Below are 17029 nucleotides of genomic sequence, written 5' to 3'. Positions count from 1 at the left end.
GAAGAACCGGATGAAGAACCGGATCGTCTTTTGGGGTGCGGCCAGCCTGATCCTGGCGTGCCTCGTCGCGGTCGGCGGCTATTTCTATTTCCATCCGTTTTCTCCGGACCGCGGCAAATATCCGGTCAGGGGCATCGACGTTTCCCATCATCAGCGGCAGATCGACTGGCGGCGTGTTGCCGCCGATGATGTCGCCTTCGCCGTCATCAAGGCAACCGAAGGCGGCGACTATATTGATGACGCCTTCGCCGCCAATCTACGTGAGGCCCGTGCGGCCGGTCTGGCGGTCGGTGCCTATCATTTCTTCACCTTCTGCAGGCCTGGCGCCGATCAGGCGAAGAATTTCATCTCCGTCGTGCCGCGCGGTCAACCGCTGCTGCCGCCGGTGGTGGATATCGAATTCGTCGGCAATTGTCCGCGGCGGCCATCGCCCGAAGAATTGAATGTCGAACTCTCCGCTTTCCTTGGTCCTGTCGAAGCAGCCTTCGGCAAAACGGCGATCCTTTACGTGACCGACGACGCGGCGCGGGCCTATGCCGGGCAGATTGTCGGCCGCCCGCACTGGGTTCGTTCGCTGGCGCTACAGCCAGGTCATGACGAGTGGATCTACTGGCAGTACCACGACAGGGGTCGCGTCGACGGCATCACTGGCGATGTCGATCTGAATGTCCTTCAGAGCGGGCAGGAGAAATTGGCCGAGCTGTTTGCGCCGCCGCCCGAATCTATCTCTCGAGAAGCGCCGCTATCTCCCTGAACACGTTGACGAACATCGCTTCCGTCAGCACGCCCGTGTTGGTGTTGTAGCGCGAGCAGTGATAGCTGGAAAACAGCGTGATGCCATTGGTTTGCTGCTGTCCGCCATGCCTGAAAGGGTAGGCGGCAACACGCTGGCCGAGCGCCCGCACAGTCGACTGGTGCGCGATCGAGCCCAGCGCCAGCACGGCGCGCAGGTTTTTAAACCGCGCGATCGTCGGCACCAGGAACCTCCGGCAGGTGGCAATCTCGGCGCCGACCGGCTTGTTGTCCGGTGGCACGCAGCGCACCGCATTGGTGATCGCCGTGCCGACAAGCTCCAGCCCGTCATCGGGCCGCGCCTTGAATTGGCCGCGCGCAAAGCCGTGTGCGATCAGCGTGTTGTAGAGCAGGTCGCCGGCATAGTCGCCGGTGAAGGGGCGTCCGGTGCGGTTCGCCCCACGCAGGCCCGGCGCCAGCCCGACGATCAGCAGCCGCACCGTATCCTCGCCCTCGGGCGCCATGAAGGTCGGCACCGGCGCATTGAACCAGGACGGCTCGCGCTGCCGCCATTGCGCTCTAAAATCATGCAGCCGCGGGCAGAGCGGGCAGTCGCGATCCGGCTCGGGGGATGCGACCAGGGGAGCGGTCAAGACCGCCGCCGTCAATAATCGTCCTCGTCGACTTCGGCCGGCTCGGGCCGGCGCACCGGCCGCTCGGACGGATCGCGGCCGACCTCGCTCTTCAGCGTCATCAGGTCGATGAAATGGTCGGCCTGGCGGCGCAGATCGTCGGAAATCATCGGCGGCTGCGAAGCCATGGTGGAGACGATCGAAACCTTGCGCCCGCGCCGCTGCAGCGCCTCGACCAGCGTGCGGAAATCGCCGTCGCCGGAAAAGATGACATAGTGATCGACGACATCGGCGAGTTCCAGCGCATCGACGGTCAACTCGATGTCCATATTGCCCTTGATCTTGCGGCGGCCGGTCGAGTCGGTGAACTCCTTGGCCGGTTTGGTCACCACCTTGAAGCCGTTGTAGTCGAGCCAGTCGATCAGCGGCCGGATCGAGGAGTATTCCTGATCCTCGACGAGCGCGGTGTAGTAGTAAGCACGCAGCAGATAGCCGCGCTTCTGGAAGCTCGACAAAAGCCTGCGGTAGTCGATATCGAAGCCGAGCGCGCGCGACGTGGCGTAAAGATTGGCACCGTCGATGAAAAGGGCGATTTTTTCGCGAGGGTCGAACATGGAAAATATTCCTTTTCGAAAAAAAGCGGTCGTCTAAATGCGCGTGACTATCGGTCGGCTTGAAATAACCGGCTGACCTTCGTCATTCGAGATAGCGCCGGTTTTACGGCAATCCAAGGGTATGATGCTGCAAGCAAGCAATTGTGATCGGTGCCGTATCGTCGCAGGCGGCGCGCGCCCAGACGGCCTTGGCCCCGGCCCCGGCCCTGGCCCCGATCTTGGCATTGCCAAAAAGCTTGTATTTTGGCGGCGTTCGGGTTATGGACCGCGCCTGTTTTCCATCAAATCCAGGCATGAAAGGGGCAGCTCATGGCCCGCGTAACCGTTGAAGATTGCATCGACAAGGTCGACAACCGCTTCGAGCTCGTGCTTCTGGCCGGCCACCGCGCCCGTCAGATCAGCCAAGGCGCGCAGATCACTGTTCCTCGCGACAACGACAAGAATCCGGTCATCGCGCTGCGCGAGATCGCCGAGGAGACATTGTCGCCCGACGACCTCAAGGAAGATCTGATCCACTCGCTGCAGAAGCATGTCGAGGTCGACGAGCCGGAAGCCGATGGCGAGGCGATCGCCGACCAGACCGGTACCGCCGCCGCGGCAACCGATGCCGACGATACTGAGGACAACATCACCTTCGACCGCATGACCGAGGAAGATCTCCTGGCCGGCATCGAAGGTCTGGTGCCGCCGGAAAAAAGCGACGATTATTGATCTTCGCCGCGGCTGCCGACACTTTCGCGTCGGCGGTTTCGTGGTTATCTATGACATGCGCCGTACGCCAGTGCGGCGCATGATTCATTTCAGCCTTGCGAGATCCCGCCCATGATGCGTCAGTATGAGCTTGTCGAGCGCGTCCAGCGCTACAAGCCTGACGTCAACGAGGCGCTGCTCAACAAGGCCTATGTCTACGCCATGCAGAAGCATGGTCACCAGAAGCGCGCCTCCGGCGATCCCTATTTCTCGCATCCGCTCGAAGTCGCCGCCATCCTCACCGAAATGCACATGGACGAGGCGACCATCGCGGTTGCCCTGCTGCATGACACGATCGAGGACACCACGGCGACCAGGGCCGAGATCGACGAGCTGTTCGGTCCGGAAATGGGCAAGCTGGTTGAAGGCCTGACCAAGCTGAAGAAACTCGACCTCGTCTCCAAGAAGGCCGAGCAGGCTGAAAACCTGCGCAAGCTCTTGCTGGCGATCTCGGAAGACGTTCGCGTGCTGCTGGTCAAACTTGCAGACCGCCTGCACAACATGCGCACTCTCGACCATGTGCCCGAGGCCAAGCGCCTGCGCATCGCCGAGGAGACGATGGATATCTATGCGCCGCTGGCCGGGCGCATGGGCATGCAAGGCATGCGCGAGGAGCTTGAGGAGATCGCCTTCCGCTTCATCAATCCGGAAGCCTATCGCGCCGTCACCGCGCGGCTCGCCGAAATCTTCGAGCGCAACAAGGGCGTGCTGTCCGAGATCGAGATGGCGCTGTCCACGCTGTTCGACAAATATGCGATCAAGGCCGAGGTCAAGAGCCGCCAGAAGAAGCCGTGGTCGGTGTTCCGCAAGATGGAGGCCAAGGCGCTGTCCTTCGAGCAGCTGTCCGACATTTTCGGCTTTCGCGTCGTCGTCGACACCGTCGAGGACTGCTACCGGGCGCTCGGCGCCATCCATACGACATGGTCGATGGTGCCGGGCCGCTTCAAGGACTACATCTCGACGCCGAAGCAGAACGACTACCGTTCGATCCACACCACCATCGTCGGACCGTCGCGCCAGCGCGTCGAGCTGCAGATCCGCACCTATCAGATGAACAAGATTGCCGAATATGGCGTTGCCGCGCATTCGATCTACAAGGACAGCGGCGGCAAGGTGAACGGCACTGCCCATGCGATCTCGAAGGAAACCAACGCCTATGCCTGGCTGCGGCGCACCATCGAGCAGCTTGCCGAAGGCGACAATCCCGAGGACTTCCTCGAAAACACCAAGCTGGAACTGTTCCAGGACCAGGTATTCTGCTTCACGCCCAAGGGCATGCTGATCGCGCTGCCGCGCGGCGCCACGCCGATCGACTTCGCCTACGCCGTGCACACCGATGTCGGCGACACCTGCGTCGGCGCCAAGGTCAACGGTCGCATCATGCCGCTGATGACCGAGCTGAAGAATGGCGACGAGGTCGAGATCATCCGCTCCAAGGCGCAGGTGCCGCCGGCGGCGTGGGAATCGGTCGTCGTCACCGGCAAGGCGCGTTCGGCAATCCGTCGCGCCACCAAGGCCGCCATCCGCAAGCAGTATTCGGGTCTCGGCGTTCGTATTCTGGAGCGTGCGTTCGAGCGGTCCGGCAAGACCTTCACCAAGGAAAGCCTGAAGTCGGTACTGCACCGGCTGGCGCGCAAGGACATCGAGGACGTGCTGGCTTCGGTCGGACGCGGCGAACTTGCCTCCACCGACGTGATGAAGGCGGTGTTTCCCGACTACAAGGACGAGCGCGTCACGCTGGTTGCGCCCAAGCAGCGCGAAGAGGGCTGGTCGAAGATCCGCAACGCCGCCGGCATGCTGTTCCAGATTCCGGGCCGCGCCGCACGCAAGGACAAGGACCAGCCAAAGGACGGCGCCGTGCCGATCCGCGGCGTCCGCGGCGACCTGCCGGTGCGCTTCGCGCCGGAAGGTGCCGTGCCCGGCGACCGCATCGTCGGCATCGTGCAGCCGGGAACTGGCATCACCATCTATCCGATCCAGTCGCCGGCGCTGCAGGCCTTCGATGACCAGCCCGAACGCTGGATCGACGTGCGCTGGGACATAGACGAGCGCACCAAGGAACGATTTCCGGCGCGAGTCTCGGTCACCGCCATCAACGCGCCGGGCTCGCTGGCCGACATCGCGCAGGTCGTTGCATCCAACGACGCCAACATCCATACGTTGTCGATGGTGCGCACCGCGCCCGATTTCACCGAAATGCTGATCGATCTCGAAGTCTGGGACCTGAAGCACCTGAACCGGCTGCTGTCGCAGCTCAAGGACAATTCGAGCGTCAGCGATGCGCGGCGGGTGAATGGGTGAATAGTGAATAGTGAATAGTGAATAGTGAATAGTGAATAGTGAAAGAAGGGTGCTCTCACTACTCACTACTCACTACTCACTACTCACCACCATTCACCATTCACCATTCGCCATGGACATGGAGCGAACAATGAACACCGACGAAGTGCTGGGCATTTTCCGTGAAGCCGGTGCCGTTCTCGAAGGGCATTTCATCCTGACGTCGGGCTTGCGAAGCCCGGTCTTCCTGCAGAAGGCGCGGGTCTTCATGCATGCCGACAAGACCGAGCGCCTGTGCAAGGCGCTGGCCGAAAAGATCCGCGCTGCTGTGTCCGGCAGGATCGATTACGTCGTCGGCCCGGCGATCGGCGGGCTGATCCCGGCCTACGAAACCTCGCGCCATCTTGGCGCACCGGCGATCTGGGTCGAGCGGGAAGGGGGCGAGTTCAGGCTCCGCCGCTTCGAGATCGCCAAGGGTTCGCGCGTCGTCATCGTCGAGGACATCGTCACCACCGGCCTGTCGATCCGCGAGACCGTCGACTGCCTGCGCGCGCTTGGCGCCGAGGTCGTTGCCGCTGCCTGCATCATCGACCGCTCGGCCGGCAAGACGGATGTCGGCGTGCCGCTGATCGCGCTCGCCGAGTACGAGGTTCCGGCCTACCCGGTCGACAGGCTGCCGCCCGAGCTCGCCGCCATACCGGCCGTCAAGCCGGGCAGCCGCAATATCTGATGCATGTCGATCTGATGCATGTCGCCCAAAAGTGCGCAGCGGTTTTGGGACAATGACATGCATAGAACAACGTTAACTGAGGCGCTGCCGTGATTGCAGGCATCGATCATTTCGTACTGACGGTTCGCTCCGTCGAAGACACCTGCGCGTTCTATCAGCGCGTGCTTGGTTTCAGGCGCCTCGACGAGCCGAACCGGCCGACGGCGCTGCTGTTTGGAACGCAAAAGGTCAATGTGCATGAGGTCGGGCGCACCTTCGAGCCCAAGGCCAAGGCGCCGACTCCGGGCTCCGCGGATTTCTGCCTGGTCGCCGGCCGTCCGCTCTCGGAGATATGCGCCAGCCTGGCGGCCAACGGCGTTGCCGTCGAAGTCGGGCCGGTCGAGCGGATCGGCGCCCGTGGCCCGATGATGTCGGTCTATTTCCGCGACCCGGACGGCAATCTCGTCGAGGTCAGCGAGTATGGGCCGTAGATAGCTGGAGTTGCTGCCGATTTCTGCGGCGACTCGCCTCCTCAAATCCGCCGCGATTATACTGTGTCCGGAGTGGCGAAACGCCGGCCCCGCAGGCGACAGCAAGCGGACGGCATGCAGCTACGGTTGTTCTGCGGCCAGCGTATCGCTATATCAAGGTCGTTGTTGCCTTTCGACGGCCGCAAAGTGTAGCTGTCGTGCCCGGCCCGGGATGGTCGGAGCGGCAGCTTTGGATATCAGGACAGGAACAGAGTGCTTTTTCGACGCCGCAAGCCTGAAGGTTTTCTCGAGCGGGTGCGTACCTATCTATGGCGATGCCGCTCGTTCTCGCGCTCGCTGCGCCTGGCGGACAGAGCCGGAATCGCCAGACGGGAAGTTCCCGCCGAATGATCATTGGTATCGGCAGCGACCTGATCGATATCAGACGCATCGAAAAATCGCTGGAGCGCCATGGCAAGCGCTTCATCCAGCGCATCTATACCGAGGTTGAACAGGCCCGCTCCGAAAACCGCGGCGCCCGCGTCGCTTCCTATGCGAAGCGCTTCGCTGCCAAGGAGGCCTGCGCCAAGGCGCTGGGCACCGGTATGGCGCAAGGGGTGTTCTGGCGCGACATGGGCGTCGTCAACCTGGCCAGCGGCCAGCCGACCATGGCGTTGACCGGCGGAGCGGCGGCGCAGCTGGACAAAATCCTGCCTGACGGGCACAGGGCGGCGATCCACCTCACCATCACCGACGATTTTCCGCTTGCTCAAGCCTTTGTGATCATCGAGGCGTTGCCCGTCGAAGAAGCGCCATATTGATTGCATCTGACCACCGGCATGACGTTGCCCAGCGCACGCCGAGACTCTATACCAACCAACGCATAATCGAGGACGACATGAGCGTGGCTGAAAAATCCCAGAAGAAATCCGGCGGGCTTGGCGAAACCGTCAGCGTCATCGTCCAGGCGCTGTTGCTCGCTCTGGTCATCCGCACGCTGCTTTTTCAGCCATTCTCTATCCCGTCCGGGTCGATGCGGCCGACCTTGCTCGAAGGCGACTATCTCTTCGTCACCAAATGGTCGTATGGCTTCTCCCGCTATTCCCTGCCGTTCGGGCCGGACCTCTTTTCGGGCCGCATCTGGGGCGCCGAGCCGAAGCGCGGCGACGTGGCGGTGTTCAAGTTCCCGCCGGACCCCTCCGTCGACTACATCAAGCGCGTCGTCGGCCTGCCGGGCGACAAGATCCAGGTCAAGGACGGCCAGCTCTTCATCAACGGCGTCGGCGTGCCACGCCAGAAGGTCGGGCAGATCGACAATCGCGACATCACCGAGGAGAGCGGGCCGGTCGACGTCTATCGCGAGACATTGCCGAATGGCGTCAGCTATGACACGCTCGACCTGATACCCAACTCGATCGGTGACAACACCAAGGAATTCGACGTGCCGCCCGGGCACTATTTCATGATGGGCGATAACAGAGACAATTCCTCGGACAGCCGCTTCACCGTCGGTTTCGTGCCCGACGACAACCTGGTTGGCCGCGCCAATCTCATCTTCTTCTCGATCGGTGGCAGCGCCAGCCCGCTCGAAATCTGGAAATGGCCGTCGCTGATGCGCGCGTCGCGCCTGCTCCATTTCGTCAATTAGGGTCATGGCGGCAACAAAACGGCTGACCGTCGACGCGCTCGCCGAAGCGCTCATGGAGCGCACCGGCCACGCCTTTGCCGACCGCCAGCGCCTGCAGCGCGCGCTGACCCATGCCAGCGCCCGCAGCAGCCATGCCGGCATCGACTATGAGCGTTTCGAATTCCTGGGCGACCGCGTCCTCGGCCTGGTCGTCGCCGACATGCTGCTGGCGGCGTATCCTGACGCTGCCGAAGGTGAGCTGTCGCTCCGGCTCAACGCGCTGGTCAATGCCGAGGTGCTGGCGGACATCGCCGAGGAGATCGGCCTGCCGGAGTTGATCCGTGCCGGCTCGGACGTACGCGGCCTGGACGGGCGCAAACGCGTCAATCTGCGGGCTGATGCGCTGGAATCGCTGATCGCCGTGCTCTATCTCGACGGCGGGCTGGAGGCGGCCCGCGCCTTCATCCACAAATACTGGCGGCCGCGCTCGCAGGCCATCGGTGCCGCCCGCCGCGATGCCAAGACCGAACTGCAGGAATGGGCGCATCAGGCGGCAGGCGCCGTACCGGTCTACATAATTGACAGCCGCGAGGGACCGGACCACGATCCGCTATTCACCGTCAGCGTCAAGGTCGGCGCCTATCCGCCGGCGACCGGCAGCGGGCGCTCCAAGCGCGAGGCCGAGCAAGCCGCCGCTACTGCACTGCTGTTGCGCGAAGGCGTCTGGCTAAATAAGGGGAGCGCGGCATGACCGCCACCGAAGACGTCCCGCCGGCAACAGAAGCCGCCGCCACGCATTCTGGCTTCGTTGCGCTGATCGGAGCGCCCAATGCGGGGAAATCGACGCTGGTAAACCAACTGGTCGGCGCCAAGGTGTCGATCGTCACCCACAAGGTGCAGACGACGCGCGCCATCGTGCGCGGCATCGCCATCCACAATAACGCACAGATCGTCTTCGTCGACACGCCGGGCATCTTCAAGCCGAAGCGGCGGTTGGACACGGCGATGGTGACGACTGCCTGGGGCGGCGCCAAGGATGCCGACATCGTGCTGTTGCTGATCGACGCCGAGCGCGGCATCAGGGGCGACGCTGACGCGATCCTCGAACGGCTGAAGGATGTCCGCCAGCCGATGGTGCTGATCCTCAACAAGGTCGACCGGGTCAAGCCCGAGGCGCTGCTGGCGCTGTCCGCGGCAGCGAATGAAAGGGTGCCCTTCAAGCGCACCTTCATGGTCTCGGCGCTAACCGGGTCGGGTTGCAAGGACCTGCTCGACTATCTGGCCGAAACCCTGCCTGCCGGCCCCTGGTATTACCCGGAGGACCAGATCTCCGACCTGCCGATGCGTCAGCTGGCGGCGGAGATCACTCGCGAAAAGCTCTATCTCAGGCTGCATCAGGAACTGCCCTATTCCTCCCATATCGAGACGGAGAAATGGGAAGAGAAGAAGGACGGCTCGGTGCGCATCGACCAGACCATCTATGTCCAGCGCGACAGCCAGAAGAAGATCGTGCTCGGCCACAAGGGCGAGACGATCCGTGCCATAGGCCAGGCGGCACGCATGGAGATATCAGGTATCCTCGAACAGAAAGTGCATCTTTTCCTGTTCGTCAAGGTGCGCGAGAACTGGGGCGACGACCCCGAGCGCTATCGCGAGATGGGGCTGGAGTTTCCGCATTAGAGCATGTTCCCGAAAAGTGGGAGCCGGTTTTCGGCAAAGATCATGCTCAAACACGAAGTTACTATCGACACAGCCCTCGTGAGCCGGTTGGTCGCCACGCAATTTCCCCGATGGAAGGATCTTGCTGTCCGGCCGGTTTCATCATGCGGATGGGACAACAGGACCTTTCATCTCGGAGACCATATGCTGGTGAGGCTGCCGAGTGCGGCGGCCTATGCCTTGCAAGTGGAAAAGGAACATCGCTGGCTGCCAAGGCTTGCGCCTCTGCTGCCGCTGCCTGTCCCGGTCCCGCTGGCGATGGGAGCCCCGGCCGACGGCTATCCCTGGCATTGGTCCGTCTACCGCTGGATCGAAGGCGAGACGGCGACGCTGGAGCGTATTGCCAGCCTGCCGCAATTCGCGGCCGGCCTGGCCCAATTCCTGGTCGCCTTGCAACGGATCGATCCCGCCGGTGGACCGGCGCCAGGGCAGCACAATTTTTTTCGCGGCGGACCACTGAGCGTCTATGACGGCGAGACCCGGCAGGCAATTGCGGCCCTCGACGGCAAGATCGACACTGGCGCCGCGCGCGGTGTGGGAAGCAGCGCTTGCCGCGACATGGCATGGTGCGCCCGTCTGGTTCCACGGTGACGTCAGTTGGGGAAACCTGTTGGTCAGGCAAGGCGCTTTGAGCGCCGTGATCGACTTCGGGACTTCCGGCGTGGGCGATCCCTCGTGCGACTTGGCGATTGCGTGGGCGCTCCTCGAAGGGAAAAGCCGAGAGGTGTTTCGCGCGGTTCTTCATGCCGATGAGGCAACCTGGGCACGGGGCCGTGGTTGGACGACATGGAAAGCGCTGATCACGATCGCCGGCCATATAGACATCAATCCAGTCGAAGTTGAAAAGTCGCGACGCGTGATCAATGAAGTGCTTGCCGATCACCAGCGCGCGGACCGCTACGGAAGGGGCTCACAGAGGGCCTGAAAAACCCAATCTTGATTTCGCCACTGAAGCGGTGACAAGCTCCGTTCATGGAATGGCGCGACGAGGGAATCATTCTCGGCACCCGCAAGCATGGCGAAACCAGCGCCATTCTTGAGGTCATGACGCGTGCGCATGGCCGCCACCTCGGCCTTGTGCGCGGCGGCCGCTCGCGCAAGCAGCAGCCGGTTCTGCAGCCCGGCAACCGCGTCGACCTGTTGTGGCGGGCGCGGCTCGACGAACACCTTGGCACCTTCCAGGCCGAGGCGATCGAGATGAACGCCGCCCGGCTCATGGACAGCGCCGTCGCCATCTATGGGCTGCAGACCATGGCTGCGCATCTGCGCCTGCTGCCCGAGCGCGACGCCCATGACGGCCTCTACGAGACGCTGGCCGTGATGATCGCTCACCTCGACGATACGGACGCCGCCGGCGAGCTGGTGGCGCGCTTCGAACTGCTCATTCTCGACGAACTCGGCTTCGGCCTCGATCTCAGCCAGTGTGCCGCGACCGGCGCCAGGCAAGACCTTGCCTATGTCTCGCCGAAATCCGGGCGCGCCGTGTCGCGCCAGGCCGGCGCGCCATGGCGCGACAAGATGCTGGTGCTGCCCGCATTCCTGCAGCGCGGCTCCGGCCTGCGCGCCGATCCGGCGGCGATCGAGGATGCCTTCCGGCTGACCGGCTTCTTTTTTACCCGCCATGTCTACGAGGCGCGCGGCATCGAGCCGCCCGGCGCCCGCGCTGGCTTCCTCGCCGCCTTGCGCAAGCACCACGCGGCGGGCAAGGAGATTGGCGCCGAGACCGCCGCCGGAGAAATCATTACATGAGCGAAGTGGAACTCTATCCCGGCCGAGTCTCGCCGCTCGGCCTCGGCACCATTCCGCACGGCGACATCTCTAGATATACCGGCCTGGAATTGCTCCAGCGCATCATCGACAGCAAATACCCGGCGCCGCCGATTTCGTTCCAGCTCAGTTTCGACCTGACCGAAGTGTCGGAAGGACGCGCGGTGTTCCGCGGCATGCCGAACGAGCGCTATCTCAATCCGCTCGGTGGGGTGCATGGCGGCTGGGCCGCGACGCTGCTGGATTCGGCTCTTGCCTGCGCGGTGCAAACGCTGCTCGACAAGGGCGAGGCCTATACGACGGCGGAATTCAAGGTGAACCTGACACGGCCGATCACGCCGAAGACCGGCGAGGTGGTGTGCGAGGGCAGGGTGGTGCACAAGGGCCGCACATTGGCGGTTTCGGAAGCAACGCTGAAGGATGCCAACGGCAAGCTGCTGGCTTTCGGCACCGAAACGTGCTCGATCTTTCCGGCCGCCAATCTGGCGGCGCGCTGACTCGGCTGGCCGTCTGGCCGCCGTATTTGTCAGTAACTATTGGCTTGGTTTGGGGGAACCGCCATGTTCGAAAGCCTGATCGGCCTAGTCGCGATCATCGCGCTGTTCGTCATTATCTCGCGCCAGCAGAGCCGCATCGGCCTGATCGAGCGCGAACTTGGTGCGCTGCGCAGCCTCGTGCTTTCGGGCGCGCATGTGGCCCCGCCGCAGGCCAAGCCGGCAGAACAGGCCGCAAACGACAGCATGCCAACAGACGCGGCAGTTGCGGCCGTGACCGAAATTGTCCCGTCATCGGCGGGCGAGGCTGAGGAAAAGCCGTCCACAGAGGTTGAAGCCGGGGAGATTGTATCCGGACCGTGGGCTGCGGGCGAAGCGGCGCCGGCTGGATCTGCACCTGCGCAACCGGCCGCCGCGACGGCGAAAGCGACGCAAAAGCCTGACATTGAAACGGCGCTCGGCACCCGATGGGCGGTCTGGGTCGGCGGCATCGCGCTGGCGCTGGGCGGCCTGTTCCTGATCCGCTACACCATCGAGGCCGGCATTTTCGGTCCCGGCGTGCGGCTGAGCATGGCAGCAATGCTCGGGCTGGTGCTGGTCGCCGTCGGCGAGTTCATCCGCCGCACCGGCTTCAGGGTGCCGGTGCAGGGCGTCGCCGGCGCCTATATTCCGGCGATCCTGACGGCGGCCGGTGCTTTCATCCTGTTCGGCACGGTTTATGCCGCGCATGGCGTTTACGGCTTCATCGGGCCGGCGCTCGCCTTCACGCTGCTCGGCGCCATCGGTGTGGCGACCATCGCGGCCGCCCTCGTCCACGGCCAGGCGCTGGCCGGCATCGGCCTGCTCGGCGCGGTGGTGACGCCGATGCTGGTCGCCTCGCAGGCACCGAATCCTTGGGCGCTGTTCGGCTATTTGGCGATCGTGCTCGCCGCCACCGGCGTCATCGCCCGCCTGCGCGACTGGAAATTGCTGATGGCGGCAGCGTTTGTGGGCACCGGCCTCTGGACCATTCTTTACATGACTGATGCGCCGGGCACCGACCTGCCTGTCATCCTCTTCATCAATGCGGTGACCCTGGCCGTGCTTGCCTTCGTCTGGCTCGGCCGTCGCGGTGGCGAAGCAGAGCCCGCCAGGGGCTTCGACTGGCCGTCGATCGCACCTGGCTTCTTCGTCGGCCTTTCGGCGATGGCGCTGTTCGTCGACCCGGCATACGCTGCCGGCGATGCTCTGCCGGGAGCAGCCCTTATCGCAGCCCTGGTCGCGGTAGCGCTCTACCGGCCGCTGGCGCTGGCGCTTCTGCACGCCGCAGGGCTGGCGACGGTGCTGGTCTATCTCGGCATTATTCCGCCAACCTCCGTCGCTGCAGAGTTTTCAGGTGGCGTTCTCGACGTCGAAGGTCTGCCGGCGGGAGTTGCCGATACGCTGATGCTCAGGATCGGTATCTTTCTTGGACTTATGTTCATCGGCGCCGGATTCTGGGCTGCGCGCAAATTTGCCGCGTCGGCACAAATCCGCGCCGCCTCATGGGCGGCATGGGGCGCTGTCGCGCCGCTGGTCATTCTGTTGGCGCTCTGGTTCACCTTCGGCAATCTCGACCGTGATCTTGTCTACGCGGCGGTTGCAGCCCTTCTGGTCGTGGTCTTCGCCGCCGGCGGCGAGTGGATCGCGCGCGGTGAAGAGCCGCCGCTACAGGGCGGTGCTGCCGTCTCCTTCGCGCTTGGCGGGACAGCAGTCGCCGCCTTGCTGATGATCTACATGGCTTTCGGGTCCGGCTGGACCACCATCCTCCTGGGTGCCGCGGCCATCGTGCCGGCGCTGGTCACCCGCTGGCGCGCCTATCCGGTGCTCGGCTGGATTTCGGTCGGTACGGTCATCGCGGTGCTCGGCCGCGTCGCCTTCGATCCGACAATCGTCGGCGCCGAATTCCTGTCGACGACGCCGGTATTCAACTGGCTGCTGCCGGGCTACGGCGTGCCGGCGCTTGCCTTCGGCTTTGCCGCCTGGCAGCTTGCCCGCACCACAAATGGCCGGCCACGCCTCGCCATGGAAGCTGGCGCAGCACTCTTTGCGCTGCTCACGGTTGCGATATTGGTGCGCCACGCCATGCATGGCGGCGTCATCGACACGGGTGCCATCACGCTCGCCGAGCAGGCAATCTATACGCTGATCGCCATCGGCGCCGGCGCCATCCTGGTCGCCATCGACATGCGCTCGCCAAGCTCGGTGCTGCGCTATGGTTCGCTTGCCGCGGGCGTGGTCTCGGTCGCCTTCATCGTCATCCAGCATTTTGTGGCGCTGAACCCGCTGTTTACTGACGAATCGACCGGGCGAATCCTGGTGTTCAACCTGCTGTTCCTCGCCTATCTCTTGCCGGCCGTCGCTGCCGGGGGGCTCGCGCTCTATACCAGAGACAAGCGGCCGAAATGGTACGCCGCGATGCTGGCGCTGGCGGCGGCACTGCTTGCCTTCGCCTATGCGACGCTGTCGGTGAGGCGGCTGTTCAAGGGCGAGTTCATTGGCCTCTGGAGCGGCCTCGGCCAGCTCGAGACCTACACCTATTCCGCGCTGTGGCTGATCATCGGCGTGGCGCTGCTCACCGCCGGCGTCTGGCTGAAGTCGCAGGCGCTGCGCATTGCGTCGGCAGCGCTGATCTCGGTCGCCGTGTTGAAGGTCTTCCTCTTCGACATGTCGGAACTGGAAGGCGTGCTGAGGGCGCTGTCCTTCATCGGCCTCGGCGCGGTGCTGATCGGCATCGGCCTGTTCTATCAGCGTCTGCTGACAAGAACGGTCAAATCCGATGCCGGATAGTATTCAGGCCAGATCGGTCTGCAAGAAATCATTGCCCTTGTAGAGCAGGGGTACCCGGTAGGCCTTGGCGCATGCATAGCTGAAGCAGTCGCCGAAATTCAGCTTGGCGGGATGGCCGACGTATCGACCGTAGTCGCGCGCGGCTTTTACTGCGAGTTCGCGAATGGCAGCATCCAGTGGAACTTCCACGGCCATGAGTTCGGCCAAGAAGCCGATGACGATCGTTTGGCATTGATCGATCAGAGCAGGCGGTGTCGGAGCTTGATCGCCGCTTTCAGCCACAGATTTCCTGCGGGCGATTCCGAGGATAGCTTCAAAAGCGGAACTCGGCGAGAAATAGAGCGTCTCGGCAGCTTCAATCCTTCTCAGCAGACGAGCCGCATCTGCCTCTCTCAAAATCAGCGCAATAATGGCGGACGCATCAAGAAACATCGGGTTCCCCCCAGGCCTCGTCCATGAATTTCTTCATATCGAAGGTGGGGTCATCGGGACCAAGTGCGCTCGCGGCATCCTGATACTTTTTGATACGCTCGCTCAGCGGAAGGACAGAGTTCGCTCGTTCAAGCTCGCGCTTGAGAGCGATTCGCACTGCTTCAGTCTTCGTGGGCGCCTTGATGGCGGACTGCAACTGACGAGCCAGCGCGTCGACCTCGTTATCGCGGATGTACAGAGACATATCGATTTCTCCAAACGTATATTCCAAGTCGAATATACAAAATATATGACTTCGAATATACGCCTTCAGGGCGCGCTTTCAACCTCACACCTCTCATTCATGGCGTGCGGCGCCTTGACAGGTGGCCCTCCAGCGCCGGCCGGGAATAAATCGCCCGCCGGCCGCGTTATCTTGTTGCTTGGGTGGCCGGGGCGGCGGACCGCTTCGCGCTGGCCGCTTGCGCCGCGCCGTGAAGGCGCGTTCAATCGGATGAACAAGGGCGACCTCAGAACCAGCGGTCATGGACGAAAAGAAGGCAGCAATCCTGGGCGAAATACCACGCCTGCGCCGTTATGCGCGCTCGCTGCTGCGCGACCGCGATTCCGCCGACGATCTCGTTCAGGACTGTCTCGAACGGGCGCTTGTGCGGCTCGACAATTGGCAGACTGGAGAAAGCCCCAGGAGGTGGCTGTTTACGATCATGCATCATTTGTTCATCGACCAAATGCGCAAGGTGAACCGGCGCGGCGAAGCCGCGATGCTGCCGCTGGAAGCGAGCGAGGCGCAGGCAGCACCAGCCGAGCAGGTGGAGAGCATCGCCTCGCGCGAAATTATCGACGCGTTGCAGGCGATAAGCCCCGATCGGCGCGCAGCACTGGTCATGGTCGCCATCGAAGGCTTTTCCTATGCCGAAGCCGCCAACATCCTCGGCGTGCCGGCCGGCACGCTGATGTCGCGCATCGCGCGCGGGCGTGATGAGTTGCGCGGGCTGCTGGATGACGCCGCGCGTCGCCGGGCGATAAGGATCGTCGAGAAATGACCCGGCGCGATTTTTCCGAACGCGACATCCACATGGCCCTCGATGGCGAGTTGCCGATTGACGAGCGCGTGGCTTATGACGCCTGGCTCGACGCCAATCCTGAAATGAAGGCGAGGAGCGCCCGCTATGTCGCCGACCGCGCAGCGCTTCGTGCCGCCTTTGCCGGCGTGCTCGACGAGCCGGTGCCGGCGCGGTTGCAGAAGATGGTGTTCGGCGAGGCGCCGGTCAAGACGGTGCCATTGGGCTCGCGCTGGTGGCTCCCTGCTGCCGCAGCGGCGATGCTGGCCATTGGCGGTGTTGGCGGTTATTTCGCCGGCATCGACCATCTCGGCCTGGAAGACCCCGCCGAGGACCAACTCGCCGAGCAGGCGATCGCAGCCCATGTCATCTATGCCGCCGAGCAGCGACATGCGGTGGAAGTGCCCGCCAGCGACAAGGATCATCTGCAGACCTGGCTGTCCAATCGGGTCGGCCTGAAGCTGGTCGCACCGGATCTGGCGGCGCAAGGATTCCAGCTCGTCGGCGGCCGGCTGCTGCCCGCTGGCGAGAGCAAGGCCGCGATGCTGCTTTATGAGGACGACAAAGGCGAGCGCATCTCGCTGTTCGTCACGGCCGAATCGGCCGAGAAGGCCAAGGGCACCTATGGGTCGGAAGAGAACGGCCCCGAGGCCGTCTACTGGCTGGATAAGGGCTATGGCTGCGCCGTCGTCGGCTCGCTGCCGCGCGCGCAGCTGACTGCGGTGGCGAAGAGCGCCTACAGCCAGCTTCTTGCCGGGCTGGCCAGCTGAGCTGCGCCTGTTTTTCAAAGGTTGCGTCTACAGCGCCGCGCGTCCTTTGGACGCGCAAAGGACGCTGTAGCACTTTAATTTTTGCGCATGATCCTTTCCGAAAATCGATTTCGATTTTCGGGCCGTGCACCCGGCGAAACTGTCACAATTGAGCCCGAATCGAG

Annotated in this window: 18 protein-coding genes and 1 pseudogene; 15 read left to right on the top strand and 4 right to left on the bottom strand. The window is 63.3% G+C overall.

The features are described from left to right. The first annotated feature begins 10 nt into the window (after window positions 1-10). On the top strand, window positions 11-754 hold the full coding sequence (locus AC0L3I_RS20870; protein ID WP_473528068.1) for a glycoside hydrolase family 25 protein: 744 nt from the start codon (window positions 11-13) through the stop codon (window positions 752-754). Here AC0L3I_RS20870 and AC0L3I_RS20865 read toward each other — a convergent pair. Together AC0L3I_RS20865 and AC0L3I_RS20860 are read right to left on the bottom strand one after the other, a co-directional pair. Then, on the bottom strand, window positions 723-1400 hold the full coding sequence (locus tag AC0L3I_RS20865) for a uracil-DNA glycosylase (protein ID WP_473486642.1): 678 nt from the start codon (window positions 1398-1400) through the stop codon (window positions 723-725). The genes AC0L3I_RS20870 and AC0L3I_RS20865 overlap by 32 nt on opposite strands. Continuing rightward, window positions 1397-1978, bottom strand: a complete 582-nt coding sequence (locus AC0L3I_RS20860) for a LabA-like NYN domain-containing protein (RefSeq protein WP_123149816.1) — start codon at window positions 1976-1978, stop codon at window positions 1397-1399. Before AC0L3I_RS20860 ends, AC0L3I_RS20865 begins: the two co-directional genes overlap by 4 nt. Window positions 1979-2287: 309 nt before the next feature. Here AC0L3I_RS20860 and rpoZ point away from each other — a divergent pair, with 309 nt between their 5' ends. From rpoZ to AC0L3I_RS20800, 12 genes and pseudogenes are all read left to right on the top strand, one after another. Then, complete coding sequence (rpoZ, locus tag AC0L3I_RS20855) at window positions 2288-2689, top strand: DNA-directed RNA polymerase subunit omega (protein ID WP_029354482.1); 402 nt, start codon at window positions 2288-2290, stop codon at window positions 2687-2689. Window positions 2690-2800: 111 nt separating this feature from the next. Further along, a complete protein-coding gene (locus AC0L3I_RS20850; protein ID WP_123149814.1) occupies window positions 2801-5029 on the top strand; it encodes a RelA/SpoT family protein in 2229 nt (742 codons plus the stop codon). Window positions 5030-5159: 130 nt separating this feature from the next. Beyond that, a complete protein-coding gene (gene pyrE / locus AC0L3I_RS20845) occupies window positions 5160-5738 on the top strand; it encodes an orotate phosphoribosyltransferase (protein WP_123149813.1) in 579 nt (192 codons plus the stop codon). A gap of 89 nt (window positions 5739-5827) precedes the next feature. Next, complete coding sequence (locus AC0L3I_RS20840) at window positions 5828-6208, top strand: VOC family protein (protein ID WP_123149812.1); 381 nt, start codon at window positions 5828-5830, stop codon at window positions 6206-6208. A gap of 386 nt (window positions 6209-6594) precedes the next feature. Then, on the top strand, window positions 6595-7008 hold the full coding sequence (gene acpS / locus AC0L3I_RS20835; RefSeq protein WP_473528067.1) for a holo-ACP synthase: 414 nt from the start codon (window positions 6595-6597) through the stop codon (window positions 7006-7008). A 77-nt stretch (window positions 7009-7085) separates the two neighbouring features. Next, complete coding sequence (lepB, locus tag AC0L3I_RS20830; RefSeq protein ID WP_123149901.1) at window positions 7086-7835, top strand: signal peptidase I; 750 nt, start codon at window positions 7086-7088, stop codon at window positions 7833-7835. Between the two features lie 4 nt (window positions 7836-7839). Next, entirely contained in the window at window positions 7840-8565 is a 726-nt protein-coding gene (rnc, locus tag AC0L3I_RS20825) for a ribonuclease III (RefSeq protein ID WP_095496687.1), read from the top strand. Beyond that, window positions 8562-9494, top strand: a complete 933-nt coding sequence (era, locus tag AC0L3I_RS20820; protein WP_473528066.1) for a GTPase Era — start codon at window positions 8562-8564, stop codon at window positions 9492-9494. Before rnc ends, era begins: the two co-directional genes overlap by 4 nt. 42 nt (window positions 9495-9536) lie before the next feature. Further along, window positions 9537-10458: pseudogene (locus tag AC0L3I_RS20815) on the top strand (aminoglycoside phosphotransferase family protein). A 47-nt stretch (window positions 10459-10505) separates the two neighbouring features. After that, window positions 10506-11282: a DNA repair protein RecO gene (gene recO, locus AC0L3I_RS20810; protein WP_473528065.1), complete on the top strand. Its 777-nt coding sequence runs from the start codon at window positions 10506-10508 to the stop codon at window positions 11280-11282. Continuing rightward, window positions 11279-11797: a PaaI family thioesterase gene (locus AC0L3I_RS20805; RefSeq protein WP_473528064.1), complete on the top strand. Its 519-nt coding sequence runs from the start codon at window positions 11279-11281 to the stop codon at window positions 11795-11797. The genes recO and AC0L3I_RS20805 overlap by 4 nt, the downstream gene beginning before the upstream one ends. A 63-nt stretch (window positions 11798-11860) precedes the next feature. Further along, window positions 11861-14602: a DUF2339 domain-containing protein gene (locus AC0L3I_RS20800; RefSeq protein ID WP_473528063.1), complete on the top strand. Its 2742-nt coding sequence runs from the start codon at window positions 11861-11863 to the stop codon at window positions 14600-14602. A gap of 3 nt (window positions 14603-14605) precedes the next feature. Here the strand turns inward: AC0L3I_RS20800 and AC0L3I_RS20795 are convergent, their stop codons facing one another. Beyond that, window positions 14606-15034, bottom strand: a complete 429-nt coding sequence (locus AC0L3I_RS20795; RefSeq protein ID WP_473486651.1) for a type II toxin-antitoxin system VapC family toxin — start codon at window positions 15032-15034, stop codon at window positions 14606-14608. Continuing rightward, window positions 15024-15278, bottom strand: a complete 255-nt coding sequence (locus AC0L3I_RS20790) for a type II toxin-antitoxin system VapB family antitoxin (RefSeq protein ID WP_292216872.1) — start codon at window positions 15276-15278, stop codon at window positions 15024-15026. Before AC0L3I_RS20790 ends, AC0L3I_RS20795 begins: the two co-directional genes overlap by 11 nt. Window positions 15279-15558: 280 nt before the next feature. Between AC0L3I_RS20790 and AC0L3I_RS20785 the strand changes: the two genes are divergently transcribed. Continuing rightward, window positions 15559-16077, top strand: coding sequence for a sigma-70 family RNA polymerase sigma factor (locus AC0L3I_RS20785; RefSeq protein ID WP_135936357.1), 519 nt, complete (start codon window positions 15559-15561; stop codon window positions 16075-16077). Next, the gene (locus AC0L3I_RS20780) at window positions 16074-16865 is read left to right on the top strand and encodes an anti-sigma factor family protein (protein WP_473528062.1); all 792 of its coding nucleotides are present in this window, start codon (window positions 16074-16076) and stop codon (window positions 16863-16865) included. Before AC0L3I_RS20785 ends, AC0L3I_RS20780 begins: the two co-directional genes overlap by 4 nt. The last annotated feature ends 164 nt before the right edge of the window (window positions 16866-17029 follow it).

The organism is Mesorhizobium sp. WSM4840 (assembly GCF_055811755.1).
Note: the sequence above shows the minus strand (reverse complement) of the source record. Positions and strands in the feature narration are given on the sequence as shown.

What these genes read in the sequence shown, in the direction of transcription:
- AC0L3I_RS20870 (WP_473528068.1), top strand. Translation starts at nt 11, where the DNA reads ATGAAGAACCGGATCGTCTTTTGGGGTGCGGCCAGCCTGATCCTGGCG.
- AC0L3I_RS20860 (WP_123149816.1), bottom strand. Translation starts at nt 1,978, where the DNA reads ATGTTCGACCCTCGCGAAAAAATCGCCCTTTTCATCGACGGTGCCAAT.
- rpoZ (WP_029354482.1), top strand. Translation starts at nt 2,288, where the DNA reads ATGGCCCGCGTAACCGTTGAAGATTGCATCGACAAGGTCGACAACCGC.
- AC0L3I_RS20850 (WP_123149814.1), top strand. Translation starts at nt 2,801, where the DNA reads ATGATGCGTCAGTATGAGCTTGTCGAGCGCGTCCAGCGCTACAAGCCT.
- pyrE (WP_123149813.1), top strand. Translation starts at nt 5,160, where the DNA reads ATGAACACCGACGAAGTGCTGGGCATTTTCCGTGAAGCCGGTGCCGTT.
- acpS (WP_473528067.1), top strand. Translation starts at nt 6,595, where the DNA reads ATGATCATTGGTATCGGCAGCGACCTGATCGATATCAGACGCATCGAA.
- lepB (WP_123149901.1), top strand. Translation starts at nt 7,086, where the DNA reads ATGAGCGTGGCTGAAAAATCCCAGAAGAAATCCGGCGGGCTTGGCGAA.
- rnc (WP_095496687.1), top strand. Translation starts at nt 7,840, where the DNA reads ATGGCGGCAACAAAACGGCTGACCGTCGACGCGCTCGCCGAAGCGCTC.
- era (WP_473528066.1), top strand. Translation starts at nt 8,562, where the DNA reads ATGACCGCCACCGAAGACGTCCCGCCGGCAACAGAAGCCGCCGCCACG.
- recO (WP_473528065.1), top strand. Translation starts at nt 10,506, where the DNA reads ATGGAATGGCGCGACGAGGGAATCATTCTCGGCACCCGCAAGCATGGC.
- AC0L3I_RS20805 (WP_473528064.1), top strand. Translation starts at nt 11,279, where the DNA reads ATGAGCGAAGTGGAACTCTATCCCGGCCGAGTCTCGCCGCTCGGCCTC.
- AC0L3I_RS20800 (WP_473528063.1), top strand. Translation starts at nt 11,861, where the DNA reads ATGTTCGAAAGCCTGATCGGCCTAGTCGCGATCATCGCGCTGTTCGTC.
- AC0L3I_RS20795 (WP_473486651.1), bottom strand. Translation starts at nt 15,034, where the DNA reads ATGTTTCTTGATGCGTCCGCCATTATTGCGCTGATTTTGAGAGAGGCA.
- AC0L3I_RS20790 (WP_292216872.1), bottom strand. Translation starts at nt 15,278, where the DNA reads ATGTCTCTGTACATCCGCGATAACGAGGTCGACGCGCTGGCTCGTCAG.
- AC0L3I_RS20785 (WP_135936357.1), top strand. Translation starts at nt 15,559, where the DNA reads ATGGACGAAAAGAAGGCAGCAATCCTGGGCGAAATACCACGCCTGCGC.
- AC0L3I_RS20780 (WP_473528062.1), top strand. Translation starts at nt 16,074, where the DNA reads ATGACCCGGCGCGATTTTTCCGAACGCGACATCCACATGGCCCTCGAT.